Source organism: Alteromonas sp. 76-1 (assembly GCF_900654235.1).
Lineage (GTDB): Bacteria > Pseudomonadota > Gammaproteobacteria > Enterobacterales > Alteromonadaceae > Alteromonas > Alteromonas naphthalenivorans.
The window spans coordinates 1,034,811-1,058,566 of record NZ_LR136958.1 but is presented as its reverse complement, the minus strand read 5'-3'; the positions used below and the strand labels follow the sequence as shown (position 1 = coordinate 1,058,566).

The 23,756-nt window shown below is 43.0% G+C and carries 22 protein-coding genes; 13 read left to right on the top strand and 9 right to left on the bottom strand.

Going from position 1 to position 23,756, the window contains the following annotated elements; translation table 11 throughout:
• Positions 1 to 2: 2 nt before the first annotated feature.
• From ppnN to ALT761_RS04410, 5 genes are all read left to right on the top strand, one after another.
• The gene (gene ppnN, locus ALT761_RS04430; protein ID WP_129736875.1) at positions 3 to 1,361 is read left to right on the top strand and encodes a nucleotide 5'-monophosphate nucleosidase PpnN; all 1,359 of its coding nucleotides are present in this window, start codon (positions 3 to 5) and stop codon (positions 1,359 to 1,361) included.
• Between the two features lie 166 nt (positions 1,362 to 1,527).
• The gene (locus ALT761_RS04425) at positions 1,528 to 1,902 is read left to right on the top strand and encodes a DUF3192 domain-containing protein (protein WP_129736873.1); all 375 of its coding nucleotides are present in this window, start codon (positions 1,528 to 1,530) and stop codon (positions 1,900 to 1,902) included.
• Entirely contained in the window at positions 1,859 to 3,565 is a 1,707-nt protein-coding gene (locus tag ALT761_RS04420) for a histidine kinase (RefSeq protein WP_172602846.1), read from the top strand. The genes ALT761_RS04425 and ALT761_RS04420 overlap by 44 nt, the downstream gene beginning before the upstream one ends.
• Before the next feature lie 201 nt (positions 3,566 to 3,766).
• Positions 3,767 to 4,774, top strand: a complete 1,008-nt coding sequence (locus tag ALT761_RS04415) for an isocitrate dehydrogenase (RefSeq protein WP_129736869.1) — start codon at positions 3,767 to 3,769, stop codon at positions 4,772 to 4,774.
• Between the two features lie 229 nt (positions 4,775 to 5,003).
• Positions 5,004 to 5,321, top strand: coding sequence for a ComEA family DNA-binding protein (locus ALT761_RS04410; RefSeq protein WP_129736867.1), 318 nt, complete (start codon positions 5,004 to 5,006; stop codon positions 5,319 to 5,321).
• 124 nt (positions 5,322 to 5,445) lie between these two features.
• Here the strand turns inward: ALT761_RS04410 and galU are convergent, their stop codons facing one another.
• The 4 genes from galU to wecA all read right to left on the bottom strand — a co-directional run bounded on the left by galU (position 5,446) and on the right by wecA (position 9,659).
• Complete coding sequence (gene galU / locus ALT761_RS04405) at positions 5,446 to 6,339, bottom strand: UTP--glucose-1-phosphate uridylyltransferase GalU (protein WP_129736865.1); 894 nt, start codon at positions 6,337 to 6,339, stop codon at positions 5,446 to 5,448.
• Between the two features lie 383 nt (positions 6,340 to 6,722).
• On the bottom strand, positions 6,723 to 7,592 hold the full coding sequence (locus ALT761_RS04400) for a glycosyltransferase family 2 protein (protein WP_129736863.1): 870 nt from the start codon (positions 7,590 to 7,592) through the stop codon (positions 6,723 to 6,725).
• Positions 7,589 to 8,476: a glycosyltransferase gene (locus ALT761_RS04395; RefSeq protein ID WP_129736861.1), complete on the bottom strand. Its 888-nt coding sequence runs from the start codon at positions 8,474 to 8,476 to the stop codon at positions 7,589 to 7,591. The genes ALT761_RS04400 and ALT761_RS04395 overlap by 4 nt, the downstream gene beginning before the upstream one ends.
• Positions 8,477 to 8,603: 127 nt before the next feature.
• A complete protein-coding gene (gene wecA / locus ALT761_RS04390; RefSeq protein ID WP_129736859.1) occupies positions 8,604 to 9,659 on the bottom strand; it encodes a UDP-N-acetylglucosamine--undecaprenyl-phosphate N-acetylglucosaminephosphotransferase in 1,056 nt (351 codons plus the stop codon).
• A 420-nt stretch (positions 9,660 to 10,079) separates the two neighbouring features.
• Between wecA and ALT761_RS04385 the strand changes: the two genes are divergently transcribed.
• The 8 genes from ALT761_RS04385 (at position 10,080) to galE (ending at position 18,317) form a co-directional block, all read left to right on the top strand.
• Entirely contained in the window at positions 10,080 to 10,484 is a 405-nt protein-coding gene (locus ALT761_RS04385; RefSeq protein WP_129736857.1) for a hypothetical protein, read from the top strand.
• Positions 10,485 to 10,491: 7 nt separating this feature from the next.
• Positions 10,492 to 12,312 (top strand): polysaccharide biosynthesis/export family protein, encoded by a 1,821-nt coding sequence (locus tag ALT761_RS04380; protein ID WP_442858142.1) that lies wholly within the window; start codon positions 10,492 to 10,494, stop codon positions 12,310 to 12,312.
• A gap of 41 nt (positions 12,313 to 12,353) precedes the next feature.
• A complete protein-coding gene (locus ALT761_RS04375; protein WP_232043532.1) occupies positions 12,354 to 13,094 on the top strand; it encodes an ABC transporter permease in 741 nt (246 codons plus the stop codon).
• Complete coding sequence (locus tag ALT761_RS04370) at positions 13,091 to 13,765, top strand: ABC transporter ATP-binding protein (protein WP_129736851.1); 675 nt, start codon at positions 13,091 to 13,093, stop codon at positions 13,763 to 13,765. The genes ALT761_RS04375 and ALT761_RS04370 overlap by 4 nt, the downstream gene beginning before the upstream one ends.
• Positions 13,766 to 13,776: 11 nt before the next feature.
• A complete protein-coding gene (locus ALT761_RS04365; protein WP_129736849.1) occupies positions 13,777 to 14,901 on the top strand; it encodes a capsule biosynthesis protein in 1,125 nt (374 codons plus the stop codon).
• Between the two features lie 429 nt (positions 14,902 to 15,330).
• The gene (locus ALT761_RS04360; RefSeq protein ID WP_129740561.1) at positions 15,331 to 16,851 is read left to right on the top strand and encodes a peptide MFS transporter; all 1,521 of its coding nucleotides are present in this window, start codon (positions 15,331 to 15,333) and stop codon (positions 16,849 to 16,851) included.
• Between the two features lie 144 nt (positions 16,852 to 16,995).
• On the top strand, positions 16,996 to 17,298 hold the full coding sequence (locus ALT761_RS04355; protein WP_057796321.1) for a DUF6170 family protein: 303 nt from the start codon (positions 16,996 to 16,998) through the stop codon (positions 17,296 to 17,298).
• On the top strand, positions 17,295 to 18,317 hold the full coding sequence (gene galE, locus ALT761_RS04350; RefSeq protein ID WP_129736847.1) for a UDP-glucose 4-epimerase GalE: 1,023 nt from the start codon (positions 17,295 to 17,297) through the stop codon (positions 18,315 to 18,317). Before ALT761_RS04355 ends, galE begins: the two co-directional genes overlap by 4 nt.
• 180 nt (positions 18,318 to 18,497) lie before the next feature.
• Here galE and ALT761_RS04345 read toward each other — a convergent pair whose 3' ends face one another.
• From ALT761_RS04345 to ALT761_RS04325, 5 genes are read right to left on the bottom strand one after another with little or no spacing between them, the layout of a single operon-like run.
• Positions 18,498 to 19,358: an MlaA family lipoprotein gene (locus tag ALT761_RS04345; protein ID WP_232043579.1), complete on the bottom strand. Its 861-nt coding sequence runs from the start codon at positions 19,356 to 19,358 to the stop codon at positions 18,498 to 18,500.
• The gene (gene ccmI, locus ALT761_RS04340; protein ID WP_129736843.1) at positions 19,358 to 20,656 is read right to left on the bottom strand and encodes a c-type cytochrome biogenesis protein CcmI; all 1,299 of its coding nucleotides are present in this window, start codon (positions 20,654 to 20,656) and stop codon (positions 19,358 to 19,360) included. The genes ALT761_RS04345 and ccmI overlap by 1 nt, the downstream gene beginning before the upstream one ends.
• Positions 20,653 to 21,096 (bottom strand): cytochrome c-type biogenesis protein, encoded by a 444-nt coding sequence (locus ALT761_RS04335; RefSeq protein ID WP_129736841.1) that lies wholly within the window; start codon positions 21,094 to 21,096, stop codon positions 20,653 to 20,655. The genes ccmI and ALT761_RS04335 overlap by 4 nt, the downstream gene beginning before the upstream one ends.
• Positions 21,093 to 21,713, bottom strand: coding sequence for a redoxin family protein (locus ALT761_RS04330; protein ID WP_129736839.1), 621 nt, complete (start codon positions 21,711 to 21,713; stop codon positions 21,093 to 21,095). Before ALT761_RS04330 ends, ALT761_RS04335 begins: the two co-directional genes overlap by 4 nt.
• A complete protein-coding gene (locus tag ALT761_RS04325) occupies positions 21,710 to 23,755 on the bottom strand; it encodes a heme lyase CcmF/NrfE family subunit (protein WP_129736837.1) in 2,046 nt (681 codons plus the stop codon). Before ALT761_RS04325 ends, ALT761_RS04330 begins: the two co-directional genes overlap by 4 nt.
• Position 23,756: the final 1 nt, after the last annotated feature.

Here is a 23,756-nt window from a genome sequence, read left to right as displayed (position 1 = left end):
GTATGAAGAAAGTGCAGTTAAATCCTGTTGGTTGGATGAGTCAGTTATCGCAGATTGAAGTGGCTCAGTTGCAAGATACGACAAATAGCGCACTTTACGGCATGTTTCGAAACTGTTGTTTAGCGGTGCTAAATAGTGGAGTTGATGAAGATGATTACGAAGTGCTTTTTGCGCCTTACGAAAATTTCGATATCAAGCTGGTACGTAGAGAACGTGGCGTTAAAATTGAATTGGTAAATCCACCAGAAGTTGCTTTTGTGGATGACACTTTAGTTACTGGTGTACATGAGCATATTTTTGCCGTGCTTCGCGACCTGCTTTATATGGGTAATAAGTACGCGTTTACCCACAAAAGTGCACCAGCCGATAGTGTAAGTATTACCGACATGGTGTTTGACATGTTACGCCATGCACAGGCACTTGAAGGAAACGATAGCCTTAATACCGTGGTGTGCTGGGGCGGACATTCTATTAATCTAACTGAATATAAATATACAAAAGAAGTGGGCTACCAGTTAGGGCTCAGAGAAATGAATATTTGTACCGGTTGTGGGCCAGGTGCAATGAAAGGCCCCATGAAAGGGGCTACCATTGGGCACGCTAAACAACGATATAAGGCAGGCCGTTACATTGGTATCTCTGAACCTAGCATTATCGCAGCAGAGCCACCCAACGCGATTGTTAATGAATTAATCATCATGCCTGATATTGAAAAACGCCTTGAGGCCTTTGTTCGCCTAGCCCACGGCATTGTGATTTTCCCCGGCGGCGTTGGCACCGCTGAGGAGTTACTTTATCTGCTTGGCATATTAATGAATGAACGAAATGCCCAGCAGCCCTTCCCGGTGATCCTCACCGGTCCAGCGGGTTCTGAGGCTTACTTTGAAGCCATTGATGATTTCATCGGTGCGACCATAGGGAAAGAGGCACAGAATAAATACCAGATCATCGTTGACGATCCTGAAGAAGTTGCTCGGGTTATGCGCACAGGGCTTGGGAGAGTGAAAAAGTACCGAGAAGCAATGGGCGATGCCTACAGCTTTAATTGGTCACTAAAAATAGAAGAAGACTTTCAGCGCCCCTTTATTCCTACGCATCAAACCATGTCAGATTTAGCTTTACATCATGATCAGGATAATGCTTCGCTAGCGATAGCGCTAAGGCAAGCATTCTCAGGTATTGTGGCTGGTAACGTTAAGGCGGAAGGCATTCAGCATATTAAACAGCATGGGCCATTTAGTCTGACAGGTGATGCAACGTTGATGGAGCGGGTTGATACACTATTAGAATCTTTTGTTTCTCAACAAAGAATGAAGCTTCCCGGCTCTGCATATACACCGTGCTATACCATTGAGAAATAGCTCGACGCATTTCCTTACGTTTAACACTTACCGTCGATGAACTTTTTACGGTACACTGTAGACTTAAGTAGTTATTCAAATAAAGGAACTGCGAAATTACAGTTTGTAACCTATATACATGTTGTAAATTGTTTATTTTAGCGCAGAAAAACGAAAAGTTAGGGTTATGAACTCCAAGGTAATTCGACTCATTTTTGCTGGCATAGCATTGTATGCTGCTTTTGTATTTCTAGTAATTTCAGTTTATCCCGATAAACCTGAAAATATGGACTGGAAAGACCGCGAAGAGTATAACCGCGTACAAATTACCAAATTAAAGCTGGGTAGTACCCGAGAGGAAGTGCTGGCTTTACTTGGTTCGCCTGATATTACTGAAGCTAAGCGACAGAATGATAATGCCATTCAAGTGATGTTTTATCGTACCCAGCACGTTCGTGCTGATGGTTTAACCACTCAAGATGAATGCACGCCATTATTGTTTGAAAACGAAAAACTCATTGCGTGGGGCGACGGGGCGTATTCAAGCTACCAGCAAAGCTAGCCAAATGGAGCTTAATGATGCTTCTGAGCTTTCGGACGCTTTGCTTTCGTTACCTGCACCGACATCGACGCCCCAAAATATCGTTAATACTTGTCTTCAACGCGCTAAGCTTACCCTCTCATTCACTCAAGCCCACCCCGCCATTCCTTTAGCGCTTCAAAAATGCACGAGTGATATTGATACCCTCACCCGTCACATATTGAACCTTGCACTGTATGGCAAGCTTAATAATTATAACGACCATTTTTTACAGCATATAATCGCAGCTCACTTGGCTACGTATTATTTAGTAGCATCAAATCATGCTTCTTCTAATGTGGCTAAGACATCTAAAGAGCAGATAATTAGTCAGAAAAAAGCGTTGCTTACCTTCATCAACGACCATCACCTCACCATGTGGCGACAGATTATCGCGTTACAAAAAGTGCTTTTCAGCACACAATCCATAAAACATGTTGGCGAAGCAAAATTAACATCACTGCAACGCATAAGCCTGATAACCAGCGTGTTTTCTTATTGTACTAACAGTCACTCGAGGTCGAGTCTTCTGGCGTTTATCGCTCAGCGTGTACCCACCATGCAGCGAACTTTCTTGAATCCTATTGCATCACTCATTTCAATACCTTCGCCTGGAGCTAGGGTATACGTAAAAGCGCACCCCGCTATTGTGATAGATATACAAAAACAGCATGCGCTTGTACATTCACCAAGTACGAATGAGGATGAGAAAATACTATGGGTTAAGCGTAATACGCTTTTAGCCCCTAAAGACCTGTATCTGAGCTTCGAAGATTTCACAAATCAATATCTAGCTTGTGAGAACGCGCTAAGCGTGAAAGGAGAGCAGCCTTTTTTACCCACAACCTTCCCTATTCAGCGCCCCCCCTTAGCCTTGATAGAGATTATTGATGAATTGCAAAAAGCTGATGTGGATGTACCTAATTTATGTCAAAAGGTAGAGAAAGTACCCAGCTTCCAGCAGTTCTTGCTTTCCACTGCTAGCCTAGACAATCGCCTTAAACTCCCAGTTACGAGCCTTAAACAAGCAATACTAACCTATGGTTTAGAAAGAGTGGGCGATATGCTGGTACAACATGCCTTAATAGAACGCTTAACCCAACATCAATATCCATTGCTTGCCATCAGCAAACAATTTACCTCTTTGGCGTGTGGTATTGCGGCGCAGTTAGCATCAATAACAAAAACTAAATTTACCCCTCAATCAGCCGCTCTAGTGACCACGTTTTTGTGTGCGCCTTTATTTACACTGCCAGGATTAAAAATAGCGACTCAACTACCCGTTAATCACAAGGACTACTTTCAGATAGATAACGCTTTCAAGGTTAAAGGGGTTTCTTCATGGCACACTATTTCAGGTGAACTTGCAGGAAATTGGCACCAAAGTGCGACATGGCGAGCGTTGATCCATCAGTCAGGTCGGCGCCACGCAGAAGTGGCCGCTTCTTTGAAAAAGGAACATGCCATTTTACAACTATCTTTCGGTCTTGCCAGAGAGTACTTATTCCCGTTGAATGCACGAGATGCCGCCACTGACAACACCTTCGATACACTGCGAAGAACCATAGACTTGAAAAGTGAAGATGTTTGCCGCGTGATGGAAGGACTCGGCGAATATCTGTTTTGCCCACTTAATTTGCACTAGTAAAATTAATCTTTACGAATGGCTATAACTTAGCCCCGCTATCGTATAAAATACGCCGCTTAGCGCCGCTTCAACGAGCTCCCCCTAATTTTCATAATAATAATAAGATGAGGCGGTCTTCTTTAGCGCGTTTCGCTCGCTAAGCTAAAATGTAGTAAACCTAACGATTTTGACAATAGAATTATCAGAGGATCCTTCCACATGACTCAGCAACACATTACAGTCATTCGCGGTGACGGCATTGGCCCAGACATTATTGATGCAACCACTAAAATTTTAGATAAAGTGGGCTGTGATTTTGCCTATGACTACGCAGATGCAGGCTTAGTTGCCCTTGAAGAGCATGGTGAACTTCTGCCACAAGCAACACTTGACCTTATTGCTAAAAATAAAGTGGCACTTAAAGGCCCACTAACTACACCAGTTGGCGAAGGTTTCACATCAATTAACGTTAGCTTACGTAAGCAATTTAAACTTTACGCAAACTTACGCCCTGTGATTTCGTTCAAAGGCACTAAAGCGCGTTACGAAGATATTGATATTATTACCGTGCGTGAAAACACTCAAGGTATGTATTCGGGTCTTGGACAAGTGGTTTCAGAAGACGGTAACGAAGCTGAAGCGATGAGTAAAATCACCCGTGACGGCGCTGAAAAAATCGTAACTTTCGCATACGAATTAGCGCGTCGTGAAGGCCGTAAGAAAGTTACTGCCGTTCACAAAGCTAATATCTTGAAGTCTACTTCGGGTTTGTTTTTAAAAGTAGCTCGTGAAGTGGGCGAACGTTACCCAGATATCGAATCTACAGAAATGATTGTAGATAATACCTGTATGCAATTGGTAATGAACCCACATCAGTTCGACGTAATTGTTACGACTAACTTATTCGGTGATATCCTTTCTGACTTATGTGCAGGACTTGTTGGCGGCCTTGGTATGGCTCCTGGCGCTAACATTGGTGAAGACTGTGCTATTTTCGAAGCTGTTCATGGTTCTGCTCCTGATATTGCTGGTAAGAACTTGGCTAACCCAACATCAGTTATTCTTGCAGCGGCTCAAATGCTTGAATACTTGAACATGGGTGATAAGGCAGAAAAGATTCGTAGCGCATTAAAAGATGTTATTGAATCTGGCGACCGCACTACTCGCGACCTTGGTGGTGAAGCCGGTACAAATGAATTTACTCAAGCGTTAATTGACCGCCTTTAAGGCTAAATAGACGTCATTGATAAAGCGGGCTTCAAGCCCGCTTTTTTGTATCTGTCTCTTACTGCATACATTCTTCTCTTCACTCCTCCCCCATACAAAAAAGAAAAAGAAGCCTTAACCTAGCGATGGCCGTTTGACAAAACTGTCCCAAAACTGGTCTTTTCATATTTATCTCTGTAGGTAACATCAACGCTGTACAAATGGTGTACACCCCAAATAAGGAATGACAATGAAAAGACAATTAACAAGCTTACTGGTTTTATCTGCGCTATTTATTTACACGCCAGCCATATCGGCTGCCCCGTTAGATAATGATGCTTCATCATCAATGGTAAGTGTTGGTATTGCTGAAAAAATCGACCTTAATATCGCGAGTATTGAAGAGCTTCAAACATTACCCGGCGTAGGTATTTCTAAGGCAAAGGCGATTATCGCTTACCGTCAAGATGTTGGGCCGTTTTTAGAAGTCGCCCAAATAACTGAAGTAAAGGGCATTGGTGAAAAGATGCTATCTAAGTTACAAGGTTATGTTGTAGTAAAAGACTAAAAACACAATTGGTGTTACTCAGTTTGGAAAACACGCACAAAAAAGCGCGCCATGAGCGCGCTTTTAAATTGCTATAATTTTAGATACTGTGATCCTAGATACTGTTATCCTAGATACTGTTATCCTAGATGCTAAGGCTAGCAATATACTCTTTAAATTCTTGGCCTAACGCAGGGTGTCTAAGCGCGTACTCTACGTTAGCTTTCATGTAACCTAGTTTACTACCACAATCATGGCTCTTACCTTTCATGTAGTAAGCGTCAACCTGTTCAACCTTCATTAGTGCATCGATAGCATCTGTAAGTTGAATTTCGTCGCCGGCACCAGGAGGAGTGAACTCTAGTAAGTCCCAAATCTTCTCAGATAGCACGTAGCGACCTACGACAGCTAAATCAGACGGAGCTTCATCAAGCGCAGGTTTTTCTACCATTCTGTGGATTTTCGCAGACTCACCGGGCTCAATGGCTGCGCCATCAAGGTCAGCAATACCAAATTTGGTTACATCTTCTTGAGGAACTTGCTCTACCATAACTTGGCTAACACGGGTGGTGTTAAACTTAGCAACCATGTCTGCAAGATTATCTTTTTTCGGATCACTTGCTGCATCGTCAATAATCACATCTGGTAATACTACTGCAAAAGGTGCATCACCAATGATAGGACGGGCACACAATACAGCGTGACCGAGACCATTCGCTACACCTTGGCGTATATGCATGATGGTGACATCTTTCGGACAAATTGACTGTACTTCTTCAAGTATCTGACGCTTAACACGCTTTTCCAATGTGGCTTCAAGCTCAAAAGACGTATCGAAATGGTTTTCAATACTGTTCTTACTAGCGTGGGTTACCAATATAATTTCTTTTATCCCTGCTGCGACACATTCTTTCACAACATATTGAATAAGCGGCTTATCTACCACTGGAAGCATTTCCTTAGGAATTGCTTTTGTAGCAGGAAGCATTCGGGTACCTAAACCCGCAACTGGAATAACGGCTTTCTTTACTTGACTCATAATTTAATGTCCTTGTACTGATAATCCTCAACCTAAAATGAAGTATGCAATCCACATTCCATACTCACAACTTCATTTTGGCTCGAAACGATTACGCTTCAATAAAGCTTAAAGTTCACTTCATAACGATTTCTATTATAAAAATAAAAAGCTTCATCATGAAGCACATATTTAAATTAGTATCACATATAACTGCTGCTGATCAGCCCAACATCATTGAAAAATAATGTTTTTGAAATAAAAGAATTTGACTAATCAACGCCCCTTTTTAATTCAGCGCAATGCACCAAAAGTTATCAGCTGCACATATTTAGTGAAACCTTACATTCATTTAGCAGTGCTTTAAAGTTCCAACTAAAACCATTGCATAAATAACGTAGAGCCTACTTTATGCTAGGCTCATGAATCTTTCCTTTCTTCGCACTAATACCGTCGGCCAGTCCTTTCAGTAAATAATGCCCACGCTTCTTCCCGTCAGGAAAGTAGAATCGATTAACAATATATCGAAGCGGTATTGCGGGAAGATGACGGCACTTCCAATAAAGTGGTACATATCCCCTTCGCGCTAAGAGTAATACGTTCCTCATTTGATAGTAAAGTCGAATAGGTGCGCCTTGCTTAAATGTTAGGCCTAGCACCTTTACACGGTCATCGCCCTGACGGTGCGGCATGCATACTGATAAAGACTGAAATATAGAAAAACCGAGCTTATTGGCGCGCCAGCACCACTCATGATCCACACCGTCTATGAATAACCCTGTTTCTTTGTTTCCGACTGTTGAAAATGCTGAAGAAGATAGCATCATACCTGAAGCAATGATTTGTTTTACTTCTCTAACCTTGCTATCGATTTGACGTCCCTTTTGAATTCGGCCTACGGCAACCTTATCAGTAAATTGACAATGTATTGAAGGGCCAAGTGCCGCTATTTTATGGGATTGCTCAAGCTCGTGGTACTGAGCTAATAAGTCTACTGCCATATTTACCGAAAATAGACTATCTTGATCTAGCACTACCGCATGTGAAAGACCATTTTCAAATAGATAATTGAGGCCTACATTCTGAGCCTCGGCAATGCCTACGTTTTCGGGATAATGGAAGTACTGGCAGTGAGAAGAAAGCGATAAGACAGTTTTTTCAGAAGAATTGTCGACTAATACAATCGGCCATTCACAGTGAATGAACCCATCGATAAGTGATTGCACATGTTGAATATCAGGGTGATAAAGTACAACGACAATTCCACAGTTCAATGTTTACCAAACCTATCCAATAAATGACGATCGAGTTTATACGCTAATTTAACGACTTTCCCTGGCATCAATCGAAGCGCTAGCACACCACATGCATATGCAGCATTGTAAGGCGTTAACTTTTTTAGTTTAAGCATGGCATTGAACCTTGCTCTAAATTCGTTGAGTGATTTACTAAAGCCTCTGCGCTTATAAAAGTTGTTTACGCGTCTGAAGTTCAATAAACGATCTTTAAGGTTTCTAAATACAAAGCCGTTAGAAGCCAAGGTTACCCAAAGAAAGTAGTCTTGTGTGTTCATTAGGTTGCTGTCGTATCTATAACCCTGTTCAAACACCGTGTAACGTATTACTACGGTTGGATGATTCAGTGAGCACCGCCGTGGTAATATGCTGACAATTTGCTTATGAGATGAAGGCATGACTCGCGCCCCCACTTTTTCACCGTGCTCGTTTATTTCTGTCAGTGCCGAACCCAGTACTGATATATAAGCATGCTTTCGCAAATAACTTATTTGCCGTGCGAGTCGAGTAGAAATCGAGATATCATCCGCATCCATTCTTACGAAGTAGGAAGGGTTCAACGATAATCCCCATTCGGCTGCTTTGTTCATGCAGCTAGCCAAACCCGGTTTAGCCACATTTTGAGCTAGTACAATCCTATGATCAGAAAAGGCTTTATCTTTGAGTTTATTCATCATCTTAACGGTGATTTCCCCGTCAATTACGATGATAAAGACAAAGTCTTGATAGGTCTGATTGAGGATACTATCGATTGCTTGCTCTACCCACTCAACCTTGTCTCCCCCGTAAACCGCCATGGCGACTAAGGTTTCAACACGTTTATTCTTATAGTTGTTGTGAAGAATTGAAAGGTTTGAGTCCAAACAGAATTACCAATTTTAAAGCGTTGATACATGGGAAAGTAAAAGAAAAGCGCTTTCTAATCTTATTACACCGGCGTTCGAAATTTGTTTCTAGCATTCAATTTATCAACGCATTAGAAATATTACTCTAACGCTTTTTGATAAAGCGAAGTACGCTCCAAATGTTCTGAATGACGATACTATACAAGACAAGTAAACAAATAAAACCCCAAAACATGACGTATTCAGGCACAAGGTATATTTCACCCAAGATCCCAATTACGCAATAACAGGCACCCATACATAGTATCGCGATGAGAGATTGACGACTCGATAACCCAGCACGCATAAAAATGTTATGTAAGTGTTGGCGGTCGGGGCGGAGCATAGACTGCCCTTTGCGTGCACGGCGGTACATGATGGCTGCCATGTCCATTAATGGCAATCCAACCAACCACACGGCGGTAATTGGCCTAAATGCAGCACCAGTACCTTGGGTATGGTCGACTAATAACCATACTATCGTTAGGCCCACGAACATACTGCCCGCATCACCCATAAATATCTTATTTCCTTTAAAACCCTTCCAACTTAAGTTAAAGGCTAAAAAAGGCACGATGGCAGCCACAATAATTAACGGTTCCATAATGGCAGTACCGTTGCCAGTAGCAGTAAGAAACCCCGCTAAAGTTAGCAGAATGACCAAACTCATGCCTCCTGCAAGGCCATCTATACCATCAATCATATTAAAGGCATTGATAACACCCACAACGCAAACAACAGTAAAGAAATACCCACTTATATCTAACGCAATATCGCCATTACCAAAAATATTACCTAACGAGGTGACATAATTTTGCGCACTCCACGCCATAATTGAAGCCACACCGAATTGACACATCAAACGCCCTTTGGCGCTTAAGTCGAAGCGGTCGTCGAGCATACCAAGAAGCACAACAAAAGCAGAAGCAGTAAAGAATAAAGGGTTATTCTTCATCCACACATCAGTAGCAACACTCGCAACTAATACAGCCATAAAAATGGCGACGCCGCCAGTTAATGGAATAATGCCCGCATGGCGCTTTCTTGCGCTAGGTTGATCAACCAAGCCAAATTGATGTGCTAACGGTGTCATCACCACTAACAAAATGAGTGCCACAAAAAACGCAGTAAAAAGGGGAACAAACTGCAGGTACGCTAACATATTAAACAAAACCTCGTGCCACCACGGCCCATACCACCAACAATCAGTGCTTCACTGATAGGTGTTCTTCTAAAGTGTGACATGTGAACCAAATTAGTGTCCATATTAAAACAACGTCCTTTAACGACCTACCGAGGGTTTCATTCTTTTATTTAAACAGGATAGGAAAACCCCTCTTATCATAATAAACATTCCTTGTCGTAACCACCCTTAGTAGCAAAAACTTTTGTAACAGAATGAATCCAGGCTAATTAGCACAACGCTTTGAACAAATTTTACACACAATGCCTTGTGAACATTGTCTTTAGAGCAAATAAGCATCCATCAAAATACAATTCATGCCGAACCCGTGACGAAAGCATGTTTTTTTTTATTCTTATGGTATCCTAGCGCCAAATTGCTATATGGATATGACAGTCAATGTTAAATACGCAAAAAAGGGCTTTCTTACTCGTTGCGCTTACCAGCTTGCTCGCGGCGTGCAGTAATGTGCCTAAATCGACAACCGCCGATATTCCACTAGTACACGCTTCGCTAGCATACTCTTTGTCTGCCGAAGAAGATGTAGCAATAAGCATTCCAGATTTAAATTCTTCGTTTAGTCAGGGGCAGAGCATTCAAATTATGCTTGAAGGCATTGATTACGAGGCAACTAAATTGTACACCTCGGCAACCGGTAACGACTGCATTCGGTTCCAAGCTACGCTTTCTGCCACCCAGTCCAAAAATGTAGATACCAAAGACAAGCTTACCGTTTGTAAACGCGACGGAGCTTGGTCTGTTTTGAGCCCATTAGTAGCCTCGGCTCAATCACGAGGAGAATAAGTTGAAGTTGTTAAATTTAGTTTCTTTTACCGCTGCAGCTGTACTTTCAATCAGTTTATTTTCTCAAACTGTTTACGCGCAGAGTGCGGAACAAATAGAACAGTTAAGACAACGCGCCCAACAAACAGGCTCGTCATCAAGCGCTAGTACTGCAGCTGGCGTGTCCCCTCTCAGCGTTCAGAGTCAACGTACATTGCCCGGCGCAGGTAGCGCACAAAGTACAATGGGGCAATTTAGCACTCAGCCAAGAGACGGCCTTTCACTCCCGGGTGAGCCAACTATTGAAAGTGTGTTCCCCCAACAAAAAGCAATGGCGAACCCACCGTTTGCTGCCAACCTTTTTCTTGGCGGCTTCGAATCAGAGAGAACCACAGGTTTAAACGATAACTACCTAGTTGCCCCTGGGGATAAAATTTCTATATGGCTTTGGGGTGCAATCAATTATTCAGATGTTTCTACTGTTGATAACCAAGGCAATATCTTTATACCCAATATTGGCCCAATTCGGGTTGCTAACACGCCAGCGGGTTCAGTAAACCAGACAGTCAGTAGTAAAATTCGTCAGGTTTATACCAACGATGTGAATGTATACGTCAACCTACTTACTTCGACACCTGTGGCAGTCTATGTTTCTGGTCCAATCTTACGTCCAGGGCAATATGCGGGCTTAGCATCTGATAGTGTTCTATATTACTTGAAACGGGCGGGAGGTATCGATTTTCAACGTGGTAGCTTCCGTAAAATAGATGTTATTCGCAACAACGAAGTTATTGCAACCGCTGATTTATATGCATTTTTCAGAAACGGCAAGCTTCCAAAAATTTCTTTTAAAGATGGTGACACCATCTTAGTTCGCCCTATCGGCAATACTATCGTGGTGGAAACCGGTGCCAGAAATAGTTTCACCTTTGAGTTTTCAGATGAGGAACTCACTGGCGAGGTAGTAAACTACTTTGCACGACCAGGTGAATTTGCTTCTCATGCTTCTGTCGCTGGCGTAAGAGATAATAAACAATTCGCGCGATACTTAAGTTTAACCGACTTTGAAAGCTTGCCTTTAAAAGCTGGCGATACAGTAGAGTACGTGGCTGATAACGAAGCACAAATTTATCGTATTAATGTAGCTGGCGCATTTTCAGGTGCATCACAATTGATGGTAGACAAAGGTACACGCTTGCTTGATGTGCTTGATCATATTGAAGCTGATACAACCTTGTCCGATACGCAGAATATTTATCTTCTGCGAGAAAGTGTTGCTATAAAGCAAAAAGAAATTATCGAGCAAGGCTTAGAGCGATTAGAGCGCAGTATGTATACTGCTCCTATCAGTTCTACCGGTGAAGGCGCTATTCGCGCACAGGAAGCTCAACTTGTGGCTGACTTTATTGCCAGAGCACGCCAAGTTGAACCCCAAGGCCGTGTGGTTGTGTCTGAAAATGGCGACACTGCGAACATTCTTTTAGAACCTAATGATACAATTGTGATCCCAGAAATTACGGATCTTATTCATATTGGTGGCGAAGTTTTACTCCCTCAATCAGTTGTATTTAACCCTGATGCAGATACTGAAGATTATATTGCATGGGCTGGCGGTTTTACCGAACGGGCTGAAGATGAGCGTATCTTGATTGTGCGCAAAAATGGCAACGTTGCGTTTGCTAATATTGATAATGGTATTTTAACGGCTAACGGGAGTGGTGCTAAATTATTACCTGGCGATCAAATCATTGTACTGCCGGCTATTGATACCAAGGTGCTTCAGGCAGTAAAAGATATTACGCAAATTGTCTATCAAATCGCCATTGCTGCGAACGTAGCCACAGACTAATTATGGTAACGTTCAAAGAACAAGTTTACGCTTGGAGAAGTGTGATTTTCGCACTTTTCCTGCGTGAGTTTCAAAGCAAGTTCAATGATAAATTTGGGCTCAGCTGGGCTTTTATAGAGCCTTTTATTTTCATTGCTCTGCTTTCGTTTGTGAGGGGCTTGATCAGCGGCGACGATGTGCACTCTATACCGTTATTCATATTTATGATGATTGGGTTAGTAGGCCTTCAGACACTGACCACCAATCTTCAGTCAGTATCAACATCCATTCGACGAAATAAACCTTTATATGCATTCAGACAAGTACAACCGCTTGCCGCTGTTGTCACTGCGGGTTTTGTCGAATTATCGATAAAAACCGTAGTGATAGGACTCCTTGCCTTATCACTTTATCTTTTAGGTGATGGCTTTGAGATTCATGATCCACTGCTGTTGATTACGCTATACATCCTACTTTGGTTATTCTCTGTTTCAATTGGTTTAGTGTTTGGTATTGCGCTTGCTTTCGTTCCTGAAGTAGACAAAATAAAATCAATGCTTACACGCCCCCTTATGTTTATTTCCTGTGTATTTTTCAGCCTTCAAGATATGCCCGAATACCTCTGGCCGTATTTTACTTGGAATCCATTAGTCCACTTTAACGAGCTTGCTCGGTATGCTTGTTTTGAGTCTTACGGACACAAAGGGGTATCGTTTAGCTTTGTGGTAGAAATTACCATTGCATTTTTATTCTTGAGTCTTTCTCTTTATCACATTACGTGGAAAAAGGTATTGTCACGATGATCAAACTAGAGAACGTGACAAAGAGCTACCCGAGTAAAATGGGTCCCCAATATATATTTAAAAATCTCAACTTTGATTTTCCAACCGAGAACAACGTAGCCATATTGGGTAAAAACGGTGCGGGTAAATCTACCTTGTTTCGCATGTTGGCAAAAAGTGAATATCCCGATAAAGGGCGTGTACTTACCAATAAAGCGATGTCATGGCCAGTCGCACTGCAAACGGGCGTACATCCCCAAATGACAGGCCGTGAGAACACACGTTTCATCGGTCGTATCAATAACGTGGCGTCGTTACCGGAATACGAAGAGAAGGTTCAAGCTTTTGCTGAACTAGATAAGCGCTTCGATTTACCCGTTCGCACTTACTCATCAGGTATGCGCGCTAAGTTTGTATTTGCTTGTTGTATGAATATTGATTTCGATATTTATCTTATTGACGAAGCTACGTCCGTGGGTGACCCACTTTTTAGAAAAAAAGCCAGGGCGTCACTTAAAGAAAAAAGTGAAACTGCTGGGGTTATCATGGTAAGTCATGAACTCGATCAAATTCGAGAGTTCTGTACCTCTACCGTTATTATCGATGACGGCAAATTATCGTATTACGCTGATCTCGAAGAAGGCATTGACGTGTACACGCAAGATGCAGCTAACAAAAAATCGTTAAAATAGGTTTATTAAACGTGGAAAAAACTCTTACTAAGCTGAATGAACTGATGAAACAGCATAAAACGCTTTTGCTTGTGCTGCCTTGGTTTTTATATGCCTTCTATCTCATTGTATGGGCTGCACCTCAATACGAAAGCCAAAGTCAGTTAATCGTAAAATCAAGTGATGGCGGTAGCAGTTTCGACCCTTCATCTTTACTCATGTCGGCTGGCATGGGGTCAAGTGGTTTTAGCAACGAGAGTCAGTTGGTAGAAGCCTATATCAAGTCTGCAGATATGATTAAGTACTTAGACGAAACCATTAACTTAAGAGAACACTACATGTCTGACGAGGCCGACTTATTTAGCGGCTTACCAAGTTCTCATAAGCAAGAAAGCTTCTATCAGTTTTACTTAGACCACGTTGAGGTGAGTGTAGATTCAGCGTCTTCTGTTATTTCACTTCGTACCCGCGCTTTTAACCCCGAATTCGCGCAAGTCATAAACCAAGCTATTGTGGTAAAAGCGGAAGAATTTATAAACAATATTAACAACAATCTGGCCAAATCAAAGCTAACATTTGCTAAGGGTGAGCACGAGATTGTTGAGCAGAAACTTCAACAAGCCAAGACAGAAATTTTAGGCTTTCAGTCTAGATATAATGTGCTTGACCCCACCGCAGAAGGCGCGGCTTTCCAGCAAATTGCCTTCTCGTTAGAAGCCACCTTGGCACAAAAGAAAGCGGAGTTGAGCACCATTTCAACCATGATGTCTGATGCTGCTCCTGAGGTGATTAACATCAAACGGGAAATCGGTGCATTGCAGCGTGAAATTAATAAGCGCAAAGAGCAAATTAGTACTACTGATCCAGATAGCGCTGATACTGACCTTTCCGTAGGTGAACTGATGGCGCAATACAGCAACCTACAGGTTCAGTTACAGTTAGCTATACAAGCATTTTCTTCTTCACTGATTACCCTTGAAAATGCCCGAGTAGAAACCTATCAGAAATTACAGCACTTGGTAACGATTGAGTCTCCTACCCTGCCAGATGACAATAAGTACCCAACAGTGGTTTACAATTTGGTGTTATTTGGCGTGGTACTTCTATTACTATATGGCATCATTCGAATTGTATTGGCCACAATTAGAGAGCTATAGTTCGAGACCACTATCGTGAAAGCGATAGCTGCGAACGAGAAAAGATCAGCCGTATTGCACTTTAATTAATTTACTGCAATACGGCTTCTCTAGTACTAATAGAAAGGCATTAATAAAAAAGGTAGCAAAAGAAAGAGAAACGACCTGGCGATATTAAGATTGATAACCTTAAGTCTTTAAAACCACCAACACACTCATATTCCCATTATATTAGCGTTAATGCACAATATGCGTAGCTCAAACAACGCTCACTTTTCCACCAAACATCCCTTTTGACAGCCTTATAAGCGAAGTTTGTCGCCCAAATCTTGTGTCTTTACCTTAGCTTTAGTATAACGGCTTATCCTTTATTGGACCTATATCAAAAGAGTTCGTAAATTAAGGGCTCTACTATAACAACCATAATTAATATGGAATGATAACGTGACTATAAAAAAATCTAACGACACCAGCTTTTTCGGCCATCCAGGGGGCCTTCGAACGCTGTTTTTCACAGAAATGTGGGAACGCATGAGTTATTACGGTATGCGTGCCCTTCTTGTTTTATTTATGACAGCCAGCCTACAAACGCAAGGGCTTGGTTTTACGGTAGCCACCGCGGGGGCAATTTACGGCCTTTATACCGGCGCAGTTTACTTTTTAGGCTTACCAGGAGGTTGGTTATCTGACCGTCTCATTGGTGGTAAAAAAGCCGTATGGTACGGTGGTATTATCATCTTCTTAGGGCATGTAGTACTTGCTATCGACTTACAAAACTTATTTTTTGTAGGTTTAATCCTTGTAGCAACAGGGACTGGCCTATTAAAACCTAATATTTCGGCCATGGTAGGGCAGCAATATGGCGATGATGATGCTCGCCGGGACAGTGGTTATGCCCTTTATTATATGGGTATCAACATCGGCTCTCTAATTGCCTATTTGGTAACGGGTTACCTACAAGAAAACTGGGGCTGGGACTATGCCTTTGGTGCGGCAGCGATTGGTATGGCTATTGGTCTTATTCAATATTACTTCACCAACTCGTCGCTAGCGTCAGACTCAACGGCTCCAACTAATCCTTACACAGGCAGCGCTAAGAAAACCGCGTGGACAGCCGTTATTGCAACCGTAGCGTTAGCTGTCGTTGTTATTGTGCTTGCCCACATGGGCACAATTGTTATTGACCCACTTGCTCTCGCTCAGCAAGTGGCTGTATTTTTCACTGTGGTATTTTTTGCTTATTTTGGTTTTATCTATTTCAAAGGCGCACTAAGCGACAATGAAAAAAGACGCATGTGGGCATTATTTTTAGTTTGTATTGCCTCGGCTTGTTTCTGGTCAGGCTTTGAGCAAGCCGGCTCATCTTTAAACTTGTTCGCTCAAAACTATACCGACAGAGCTTTATCCGCTGGTTCAATTTTCACATCATGGTTCGGGCTATCAACCATTCCAACCGTATGGTTCCAGCTTTCAAACTCGCTATTTATTATTATCCTTTCGCCTTTCTTCGCTGCGCTTTGGATTAACCTTGCTAAGCGTATGATTGACCCTTCATATACCCTTAAGTGTGCGATTGGTCTTGTGATTATGGCAACAGGCTTCTTGGTGATGTTTATGGCCTCTCAGTACGCTGCACAAGGTTTAAAAGTAGCCCCAATGTGGTTGGTCACAACTTACTTCTTACATACTGTTGGTGAGTTATGTTTAAGCCCCGTTGCACTTAGTGCGGTAAGTAAACTATCGCCTAAGCGTTTTGCCGGTCAAATGATGGGGGTTTTCGTTCTAACCTACTCTATCGGTAACATTATTGCCGGCCTATTGTCAGGTAATTTCGATCCTGAGAATGTAGCTGAAATGCCTAACCTTTACCTACAAATCGCGTTGTTTAGTATCGCTATCGGTATTGTGATTGCCCTACTTAGCCTAAAATCACGTTTTTGGGAAAAAGCTGGCGTTGAGTCGCAAGCCTAAGTTGATTAGTAAAAATAGGAACAGGTGATTAAATTTTTGTTGAAAAGAGCTCATTAGACCAATTACGGTTTGAACCTTTCCTGCAATCACCTACAATAACCGCCGTTACACAATATGTGTCGGCGGTTTTTATTTGAGTACGCTATGAAATTTTATTTTTCCACCCGAAATATTCCTCAGCTAAAAGGTCTCCCTCTTACTGAACGCGTTAAGCGTTTAGACAGAGCAGCTTCACGAATGACCGTTCCAGAAAAAACACTCATGAACGTGCTCAAGCTACTGGTTTTCATACCCGCTTTTGTGCTTATATTACAAACCGCATCGAACTGGACATCACTGTTGTGGGCGGGACTCGTATTTCTTCTGTACCCGCTTTTAGTTAAGCCTATACAACATTCTATCTGTGCTAAATATTTGGCACCTAATTCAGACAAGGAGCATGCATGAAAACCATCTTGGTTACCGGTGGCGCAGGATACATTGGAAGTCATACTGTACTTCAACTACTCGAACAAGATTACAGCGTTGTTGTCTTGGACAACTTGGCGAACTCGAGCGCAGAGTCACTGAGACGTGTTGAGGCTATCTCAGGAAAATCCGTCACATTCGTTCAAGGTGATATTCGCGACACTGCTGTGCTTGATGGTATATTTAGCGAGCATACGATTTATGCGGTTATTCACTTTGCGGGCCTAAAAGCCGTAGGAGAATCGGTTCAGCAGCCCCTGTCTTACTATGAAAACAATGTGTATGGCACCCTTACCCTGTGTAAATCAATGCAAAAGCACAACGTTAAGAATATTGTGTTTAGCTCTTCTGCTACAGTATATGGCGATCCTGCAGCCCTTCCTTTACGCGAAGACATGGCCACGGGACACCCAACCAACCCTTACGGTATGTCTAAGTTAATGGTAGAGCATGTGTTGGCTGATTTGTTTGTGTCAGACAGCGAATGGAACATTGTGCTACTTCGTTACTTTAACCCAGTAGGCGCTCACGCATCAGGCAGCATTGGTGAAGATCCAAACGGTATACCAAACAACCTCATGCCTTATATTTCACAAGTCGCTACCGGAAAATTAGCCAAGCTGAGTGTATTTGGTGATGATTATGACACCCATGATGGCACAGGCGTACGTGATTACATTCACGTTGAAGACTTGGCTAACGGGCACTTAAAAGCGATTGATAGAATTGCTTTGAATATGGGCCTTGATAAATATAACTTGGGAACCGGTCAAGGTTACTCAGTGTTAGATATGATCAAAGCCTTTGAAAAAGCATCAGGTAAAACGATCCCTTACGCTATAGCACCGCGCCGTGGAGGCGATGTAGCTGCATGTTATGCAGACCCTACTAAGGCAGCAACCGAACTTAATTGGCACGCTGAGAAAGGCTTAGAGGCCATGTGTGCAGATACATGGAATTGGCAATCACAAAACCCTCAAGGCTATCCTAAAGGCTAGTGACATTATGCTGCTTCCGTGAAGTGAAGTGTGCAAGCACCGAATACTGAACCTAAAAAAGCCCCTTAACGGCATTTCGTTAAGGGGCTTTATTCTTTGTGTAAGTTAAAAGCTACGTTAGAGCTAATTACCTTTTAGCTCCAGGAGCTATTTTCCCCTTAGGGTAACTTCTCGTTAAAGCTAGTTTCCCTGAGGGCCATCTTCTTCTGGCTCATCTGTCGAAGTGTTATCTTCAACATCCGTTTCTTCATACTCCAGCATGGCTTCGAACTCAGCAAAATCATCAAGCTGCTCTTCATCTAATGCCTTATCACCACTTTTGCCATCGGTAACTTTAAATGCGAGGTTTTCGAAGTACGCATTTTTCACAAATGCATAGTCATCGACTGACTGTTCAAGTTGTTGCTCTTGGTCAATTAATGAAGCTCGCCCTTCCAATAATGAAACCAAATACCGTGCAATAGCAAACTGCCCATCGATAATCGCCATCGGATATACCATGCCGTCTACAACGTTACCGGAAAAACTGCGTGGGTCATTTGGGCCAAGCGCGGGTAACATTAAGAATGGCCCCGTTCCTACACCCCATGTTCCCATGGTTTCACCAAACTCTTCTTCTTTTTTAGTTATACCTATATGGTTAGCAACATCAATAGTACCGAATAGGCCAACGGTCGAATTAAGCACAAAACGAGCAAGGCTATCTAAACCGTCGTCTACCTTGCCTTGAAACATATTATTCATAAAGTTTGCTGGTTCTTGAAGGTTTTCTGCAGCATTAAACAATCCAACACGTGCAAAATGAGGCATAACCGTGACATACCCTACTGTGATGGGTCTCAGTAAATAGGCATCTAATACTTCCCAGTTGAAATCCCACATCACGCGGTTCACAGGCTCTAGGGGATCTCTAGGATCACTGGTATCTTGAACGGATGCACTATTTTGTTCAACTTGTTGAGACGCTTGCTGACTTGCGCACCCGCCTAGCAAACTCGCTAATAAAAGCGCACTTACCGAGACCCATTTTGAAAATTTAATCACAATAATTCCTTCTCTATCATCACGTTGATGTCTTTCACGTTTTGAGGTGCCACCTCGGTAACTTGACTACCTTCCCATTCCCCAGGCGATACAGATACATCGCCATCAGAAGATACTCGAGCGGTAAGCGTAACTTTGCTGAGTGAGTCTAATGTGTATTGTGGCATCATTGCATTATCCGTATCTAATGCAATAGTGACAGGAAAATCTTGTAACGGGATCTTAACCACGGCCGCCGGCATTCTGTTTTCGGAGGTCGCATCTTGCGCAAACACAATAAGAAAGCCAGATTGCGGTAGGGCTGAACGGGCTTCATCAGAAACATTAACGGTTATATTAAAACCTGTTTTCGTACTAGTCCTCTTTTCATTCGCGGGCGCTTGCGTACCAGATGATTCATCTTTGGGACTACTATCTTGTACAAGCACTAGTCCTTCTTGCGCTTGAAGTTCTTGCTCTCGCATGGCAAGTCGCTGACCAATATCGTTACCCGCAGGAAGCTTATCTTTAACTTGCCCGTAATAACGGGTTAGGTTTTCTAAATCGCCTAGCTGCGCAGAAACCACCGCCATCATTAGCGCTAAATTATCATTTTCTGGCGAACTGCGTAGTAACCCCTTAAGCACACCTTGTGCGCGATTGAGGTTATTCACATCACCCGTAGTCATCAAAGCTTGTGCTAGCGTAATTTGGTGAGATGTATTCCCAGGTTTTATCGCAACGGCCTTATCTATCGCCTCAATGGCCTGCACTTCTTGGCCTAGGCTTAACATCAACCGCCCCAAATATAACCAGCCCGTATCATCTTCAGGGGCTTCTCGGAGGCGTTGACGAATGGCCAATGCCAAACTAGCCACGTCTTCAGGCCCTAAATTACTTCCATTGCCACTGGCCAATTTTGCGCTTAATTCTGGTAGTGCTTCAATAGCATCAGAGGCACGCTGCACTTGGCTAAATTGATTCACCGAAGCGTATACCACTACACCCGCAACGACAGCGACTAGGCCACCAACAAGTAAAGGAAGACCTGCCGTGCCAGTACGTGTTGATTCAAAACTACTTTCATCAACCAGTGCGACTTTTAGTTCATCAACAGCCACTCGCATATCGTGCTCGGTGATTAAGCCTTCTTGCACTTCTCTTTCAAGCTCTTGCAATCGCTGCTTTACAATTTGCGTGTTGCTTAGGTTATCAGCTTTAGCGTGATTTTTTCTACGAAGCCAAGGGAATGCCAACAGCATAAGTACTAAGGTCATTAACCCCGAAACAACAATATAAAACTCAGTCCAACTCATTCTTTTTCCTGCTCAAGCAATGCATCTGCCTTAGCCAGTTTGGCTTTGATATCCTGCGGAGCCGTCGAAGATTTCCGGCGCACTACAAATAAAAGCGCGAAAACGACAAACAACACAGGTGCAGCCCAAAGCCACATGGTGGCAATGGTTACCGGTGGTTGGTAATGCACAAAATCCCCATAACGGGCTTTCATAAAATCGATAACTTGCTGCTCAGACTTGCCTTCTTTCAACAACGCATAAACTTTACGGCGCATATCGTGGGCAATCATGGCATCACTGTCGGCAATATTCTGATTCTGGCACATGGGGCAACGTAATTCGGCAGTTAAATTCAAAAACTGAGCACGTTGCGCAGGCGTATCAAACGCAAAGTTATCTTCAGCGCTAAAAGCAGAAAAAGCGATAAATAATGTTACAACGAATAGTAAACGTTTCATTCGCCGACTCTCTTAATGCTTTCTGCTTCCTTTTTACCATCGGCCTCGGCCACTAACTGTTGATAAAGCGGACCCACTTTGTTTTGCCATACACGTTCGTTGATATCACCAATATGATGCATGCGAATAACCCCGTTAGCATCCAGTACGAAGTGTTCTGGGGCGCCAGTGACCCCTAAATCTAGCGACGTATCGCGATATACATCAAAAATATTAAATGCATAAGGATTACCGTAACGCCTTAGCATACTAGTAACTTCTTGTTGCACTCGGGTGAGTGTTTTTGTTCCAAAGTCAGGGTCAAGATCTTGGTCAAAGTACAAACCCACAAACTTTACTCCTAGCTCATTTTTAAGCTGGGTTAAATACGGCATTTCTACCGCACAGGTTACGCACCACACTCCCCATACATTCAAAATGGTCACCTCACCTTTCAGTGAATCTGGGGTGTAGGTGGTATCGGGTTGCATTAAATCGGGTAATGAAAATTCAGGCAGTGGCTTGCCTTTCACTTGTGAATCTAGCTCTCGTGGGTCTGAAAACAACCCTTGGAACAAGAAAATCACCAGCATCGAGAACAGCACCAATGGAATGACAACTAAAGGCGCCTTTTTCATTGTATGACCTCCTGACTGCCGGCATCACTAGTATTTTTCGTATCCGCTTCTAGGGGTTGTGTCTTTCCGGTCATGCGGTTGATAGCTTTCGATACTTTTTTCATTTTGGTCATTCGATAGCGTTTATCGCTAATCGAGAATATACCGCCAATCGCCATAACCACTGCGCCCGCCCATATCCAGACGATGAAGGGTTTTATATAAATACGTACAGCCCACGCACCGTCATCAAGGGGCTCGCCCATGGCGATAAATAAATCCCGAGATACAGTAGAGTGAACAGCCGCTTCAGTCATCGGCATACGCTGAACAGTATAAATGCGCTTCTCCGGCTCCAAATGCACAATAAACTCCCCCGCCTTGTCCACATCAAACACACCTACATCAGCGGTATAGTTTGGCCCTTGAATGGCTTTTACATCCGTGAAGGTAAAACTATAATCTTCTAACTCTACCGATTCGCCCAACTCCATGCGTACATCACGTTCTATCTCGTAATTAGACACCAGGGTAATGCCAATAATAGTAATAGCAAAACCTAAATGGCCAAACACCATACCCCAATGACTTGGCGTAAGCTTACGTAGCTTTGTAAATGTACTCGTATTGCTTGGAATAGCATTAACACGCTGTAACACTTCTTGCAGTGTCGTGACCAATATCCAAAATACGAGAATCATGCCTAGCATGCCCATATATTGAGGTACATCAAAACTAAAGTTAATTAAAAGCGCGGCACTGATGGCAATACCACCAGCAACCAGCAACTGATTTTTAAGGGCTCCCGCAGTTTGCTGCTTCCACCGCGTTAATGGCCCTAACCCTAATAACAGTACAAAGGGAACAATTAAGAGAAGGAACATTTGGTTAAAAAATGGCGCCCCCACTGAAATACTGCCTAAGCCTAATTCTTTATGAACAAGCGGCAACAAAGTACCTAACAACACCACTAAGGTTGCTGCACACAAAAATACATTGTTACCCATGAGCAATACTTCACGGGAAAAGGTCTGATACCGACCGGGGCTTTTTAAAGCCGATGCGCGCATGGCATAAAGCAATAAACTAAACCCACCAAGAACGATAAGAATACCGAGTATGAATAACCCTCGGGTTGGATCGCTTGCAAAAGAGTGTACGGAAACAATTACCCCAGAACGAACTAAGAAGGTTCCCAACAAGCTTAACGAAAACGCAGCAATGGCGAGTAATACCGTCCATGATTTAAAGGCTTTTCGCTTTTCAGTAACTGCCAACGAATGCATGAGGGCAGTACCCACTAACCAAGGCATAAAAGCAGCATTCTCTACTGGGTCCCAGAACCACCAGCCCCCCCAGCCGAGTTCGTAGTATGCCCACCAGCTACCAAGAGCAAGCCCTAAGGTCAGAAAGGCCCACGCCGCTATCACCCAAGGTCGAGCCCAGCGAGCCCACGTGGAGTCGAGTTGGCCTGAAATCAGTGCTGAAATAGCAAAAGCGAAAGCCACTGAGAAGCCTACATACCCCATGTATAACATTGGTGGGTGAATGATCATGCCAAAATCTTGCAGAAGCGGGTTTAAATCTCGGCCGTCGACAGGGAAAAACGGCAACATGCTATTGAAGGGATTTGAGGTAAGCAGCATAAACAAATAAAAGCCAATACCAACCATACCTAGCACCGATAGCACTCTTGCAACCATTGTAAGAGGAATACCTCGGCTAAATATGGCGACTGCTACCGTCCAAATTGACAGCATTAAAACCCACAGCAAAAACGAACCTTCATGGCCGCCCCAAACTGCAGTAATTTTATAGACAAGCGGAAGTTGGCTATTGGAATGCTGCGCCACATACTCAACACTGAAATCATCGGTAACAAAGGCATAGGTTAAGCACAAATACGCAATTAGGGTAAAAACAAACAATCCAATCGCCAAGGGCTTTGCGGTAGCCATTAGCGTGTCGTGTTGACGATGAGCCCCCCAAAGCGGGTAGACTGCAAGCAAAATAGATAATACTAGGGCGAGTGTTAATGCAATGTTCCCAATCTCAGGCACCATG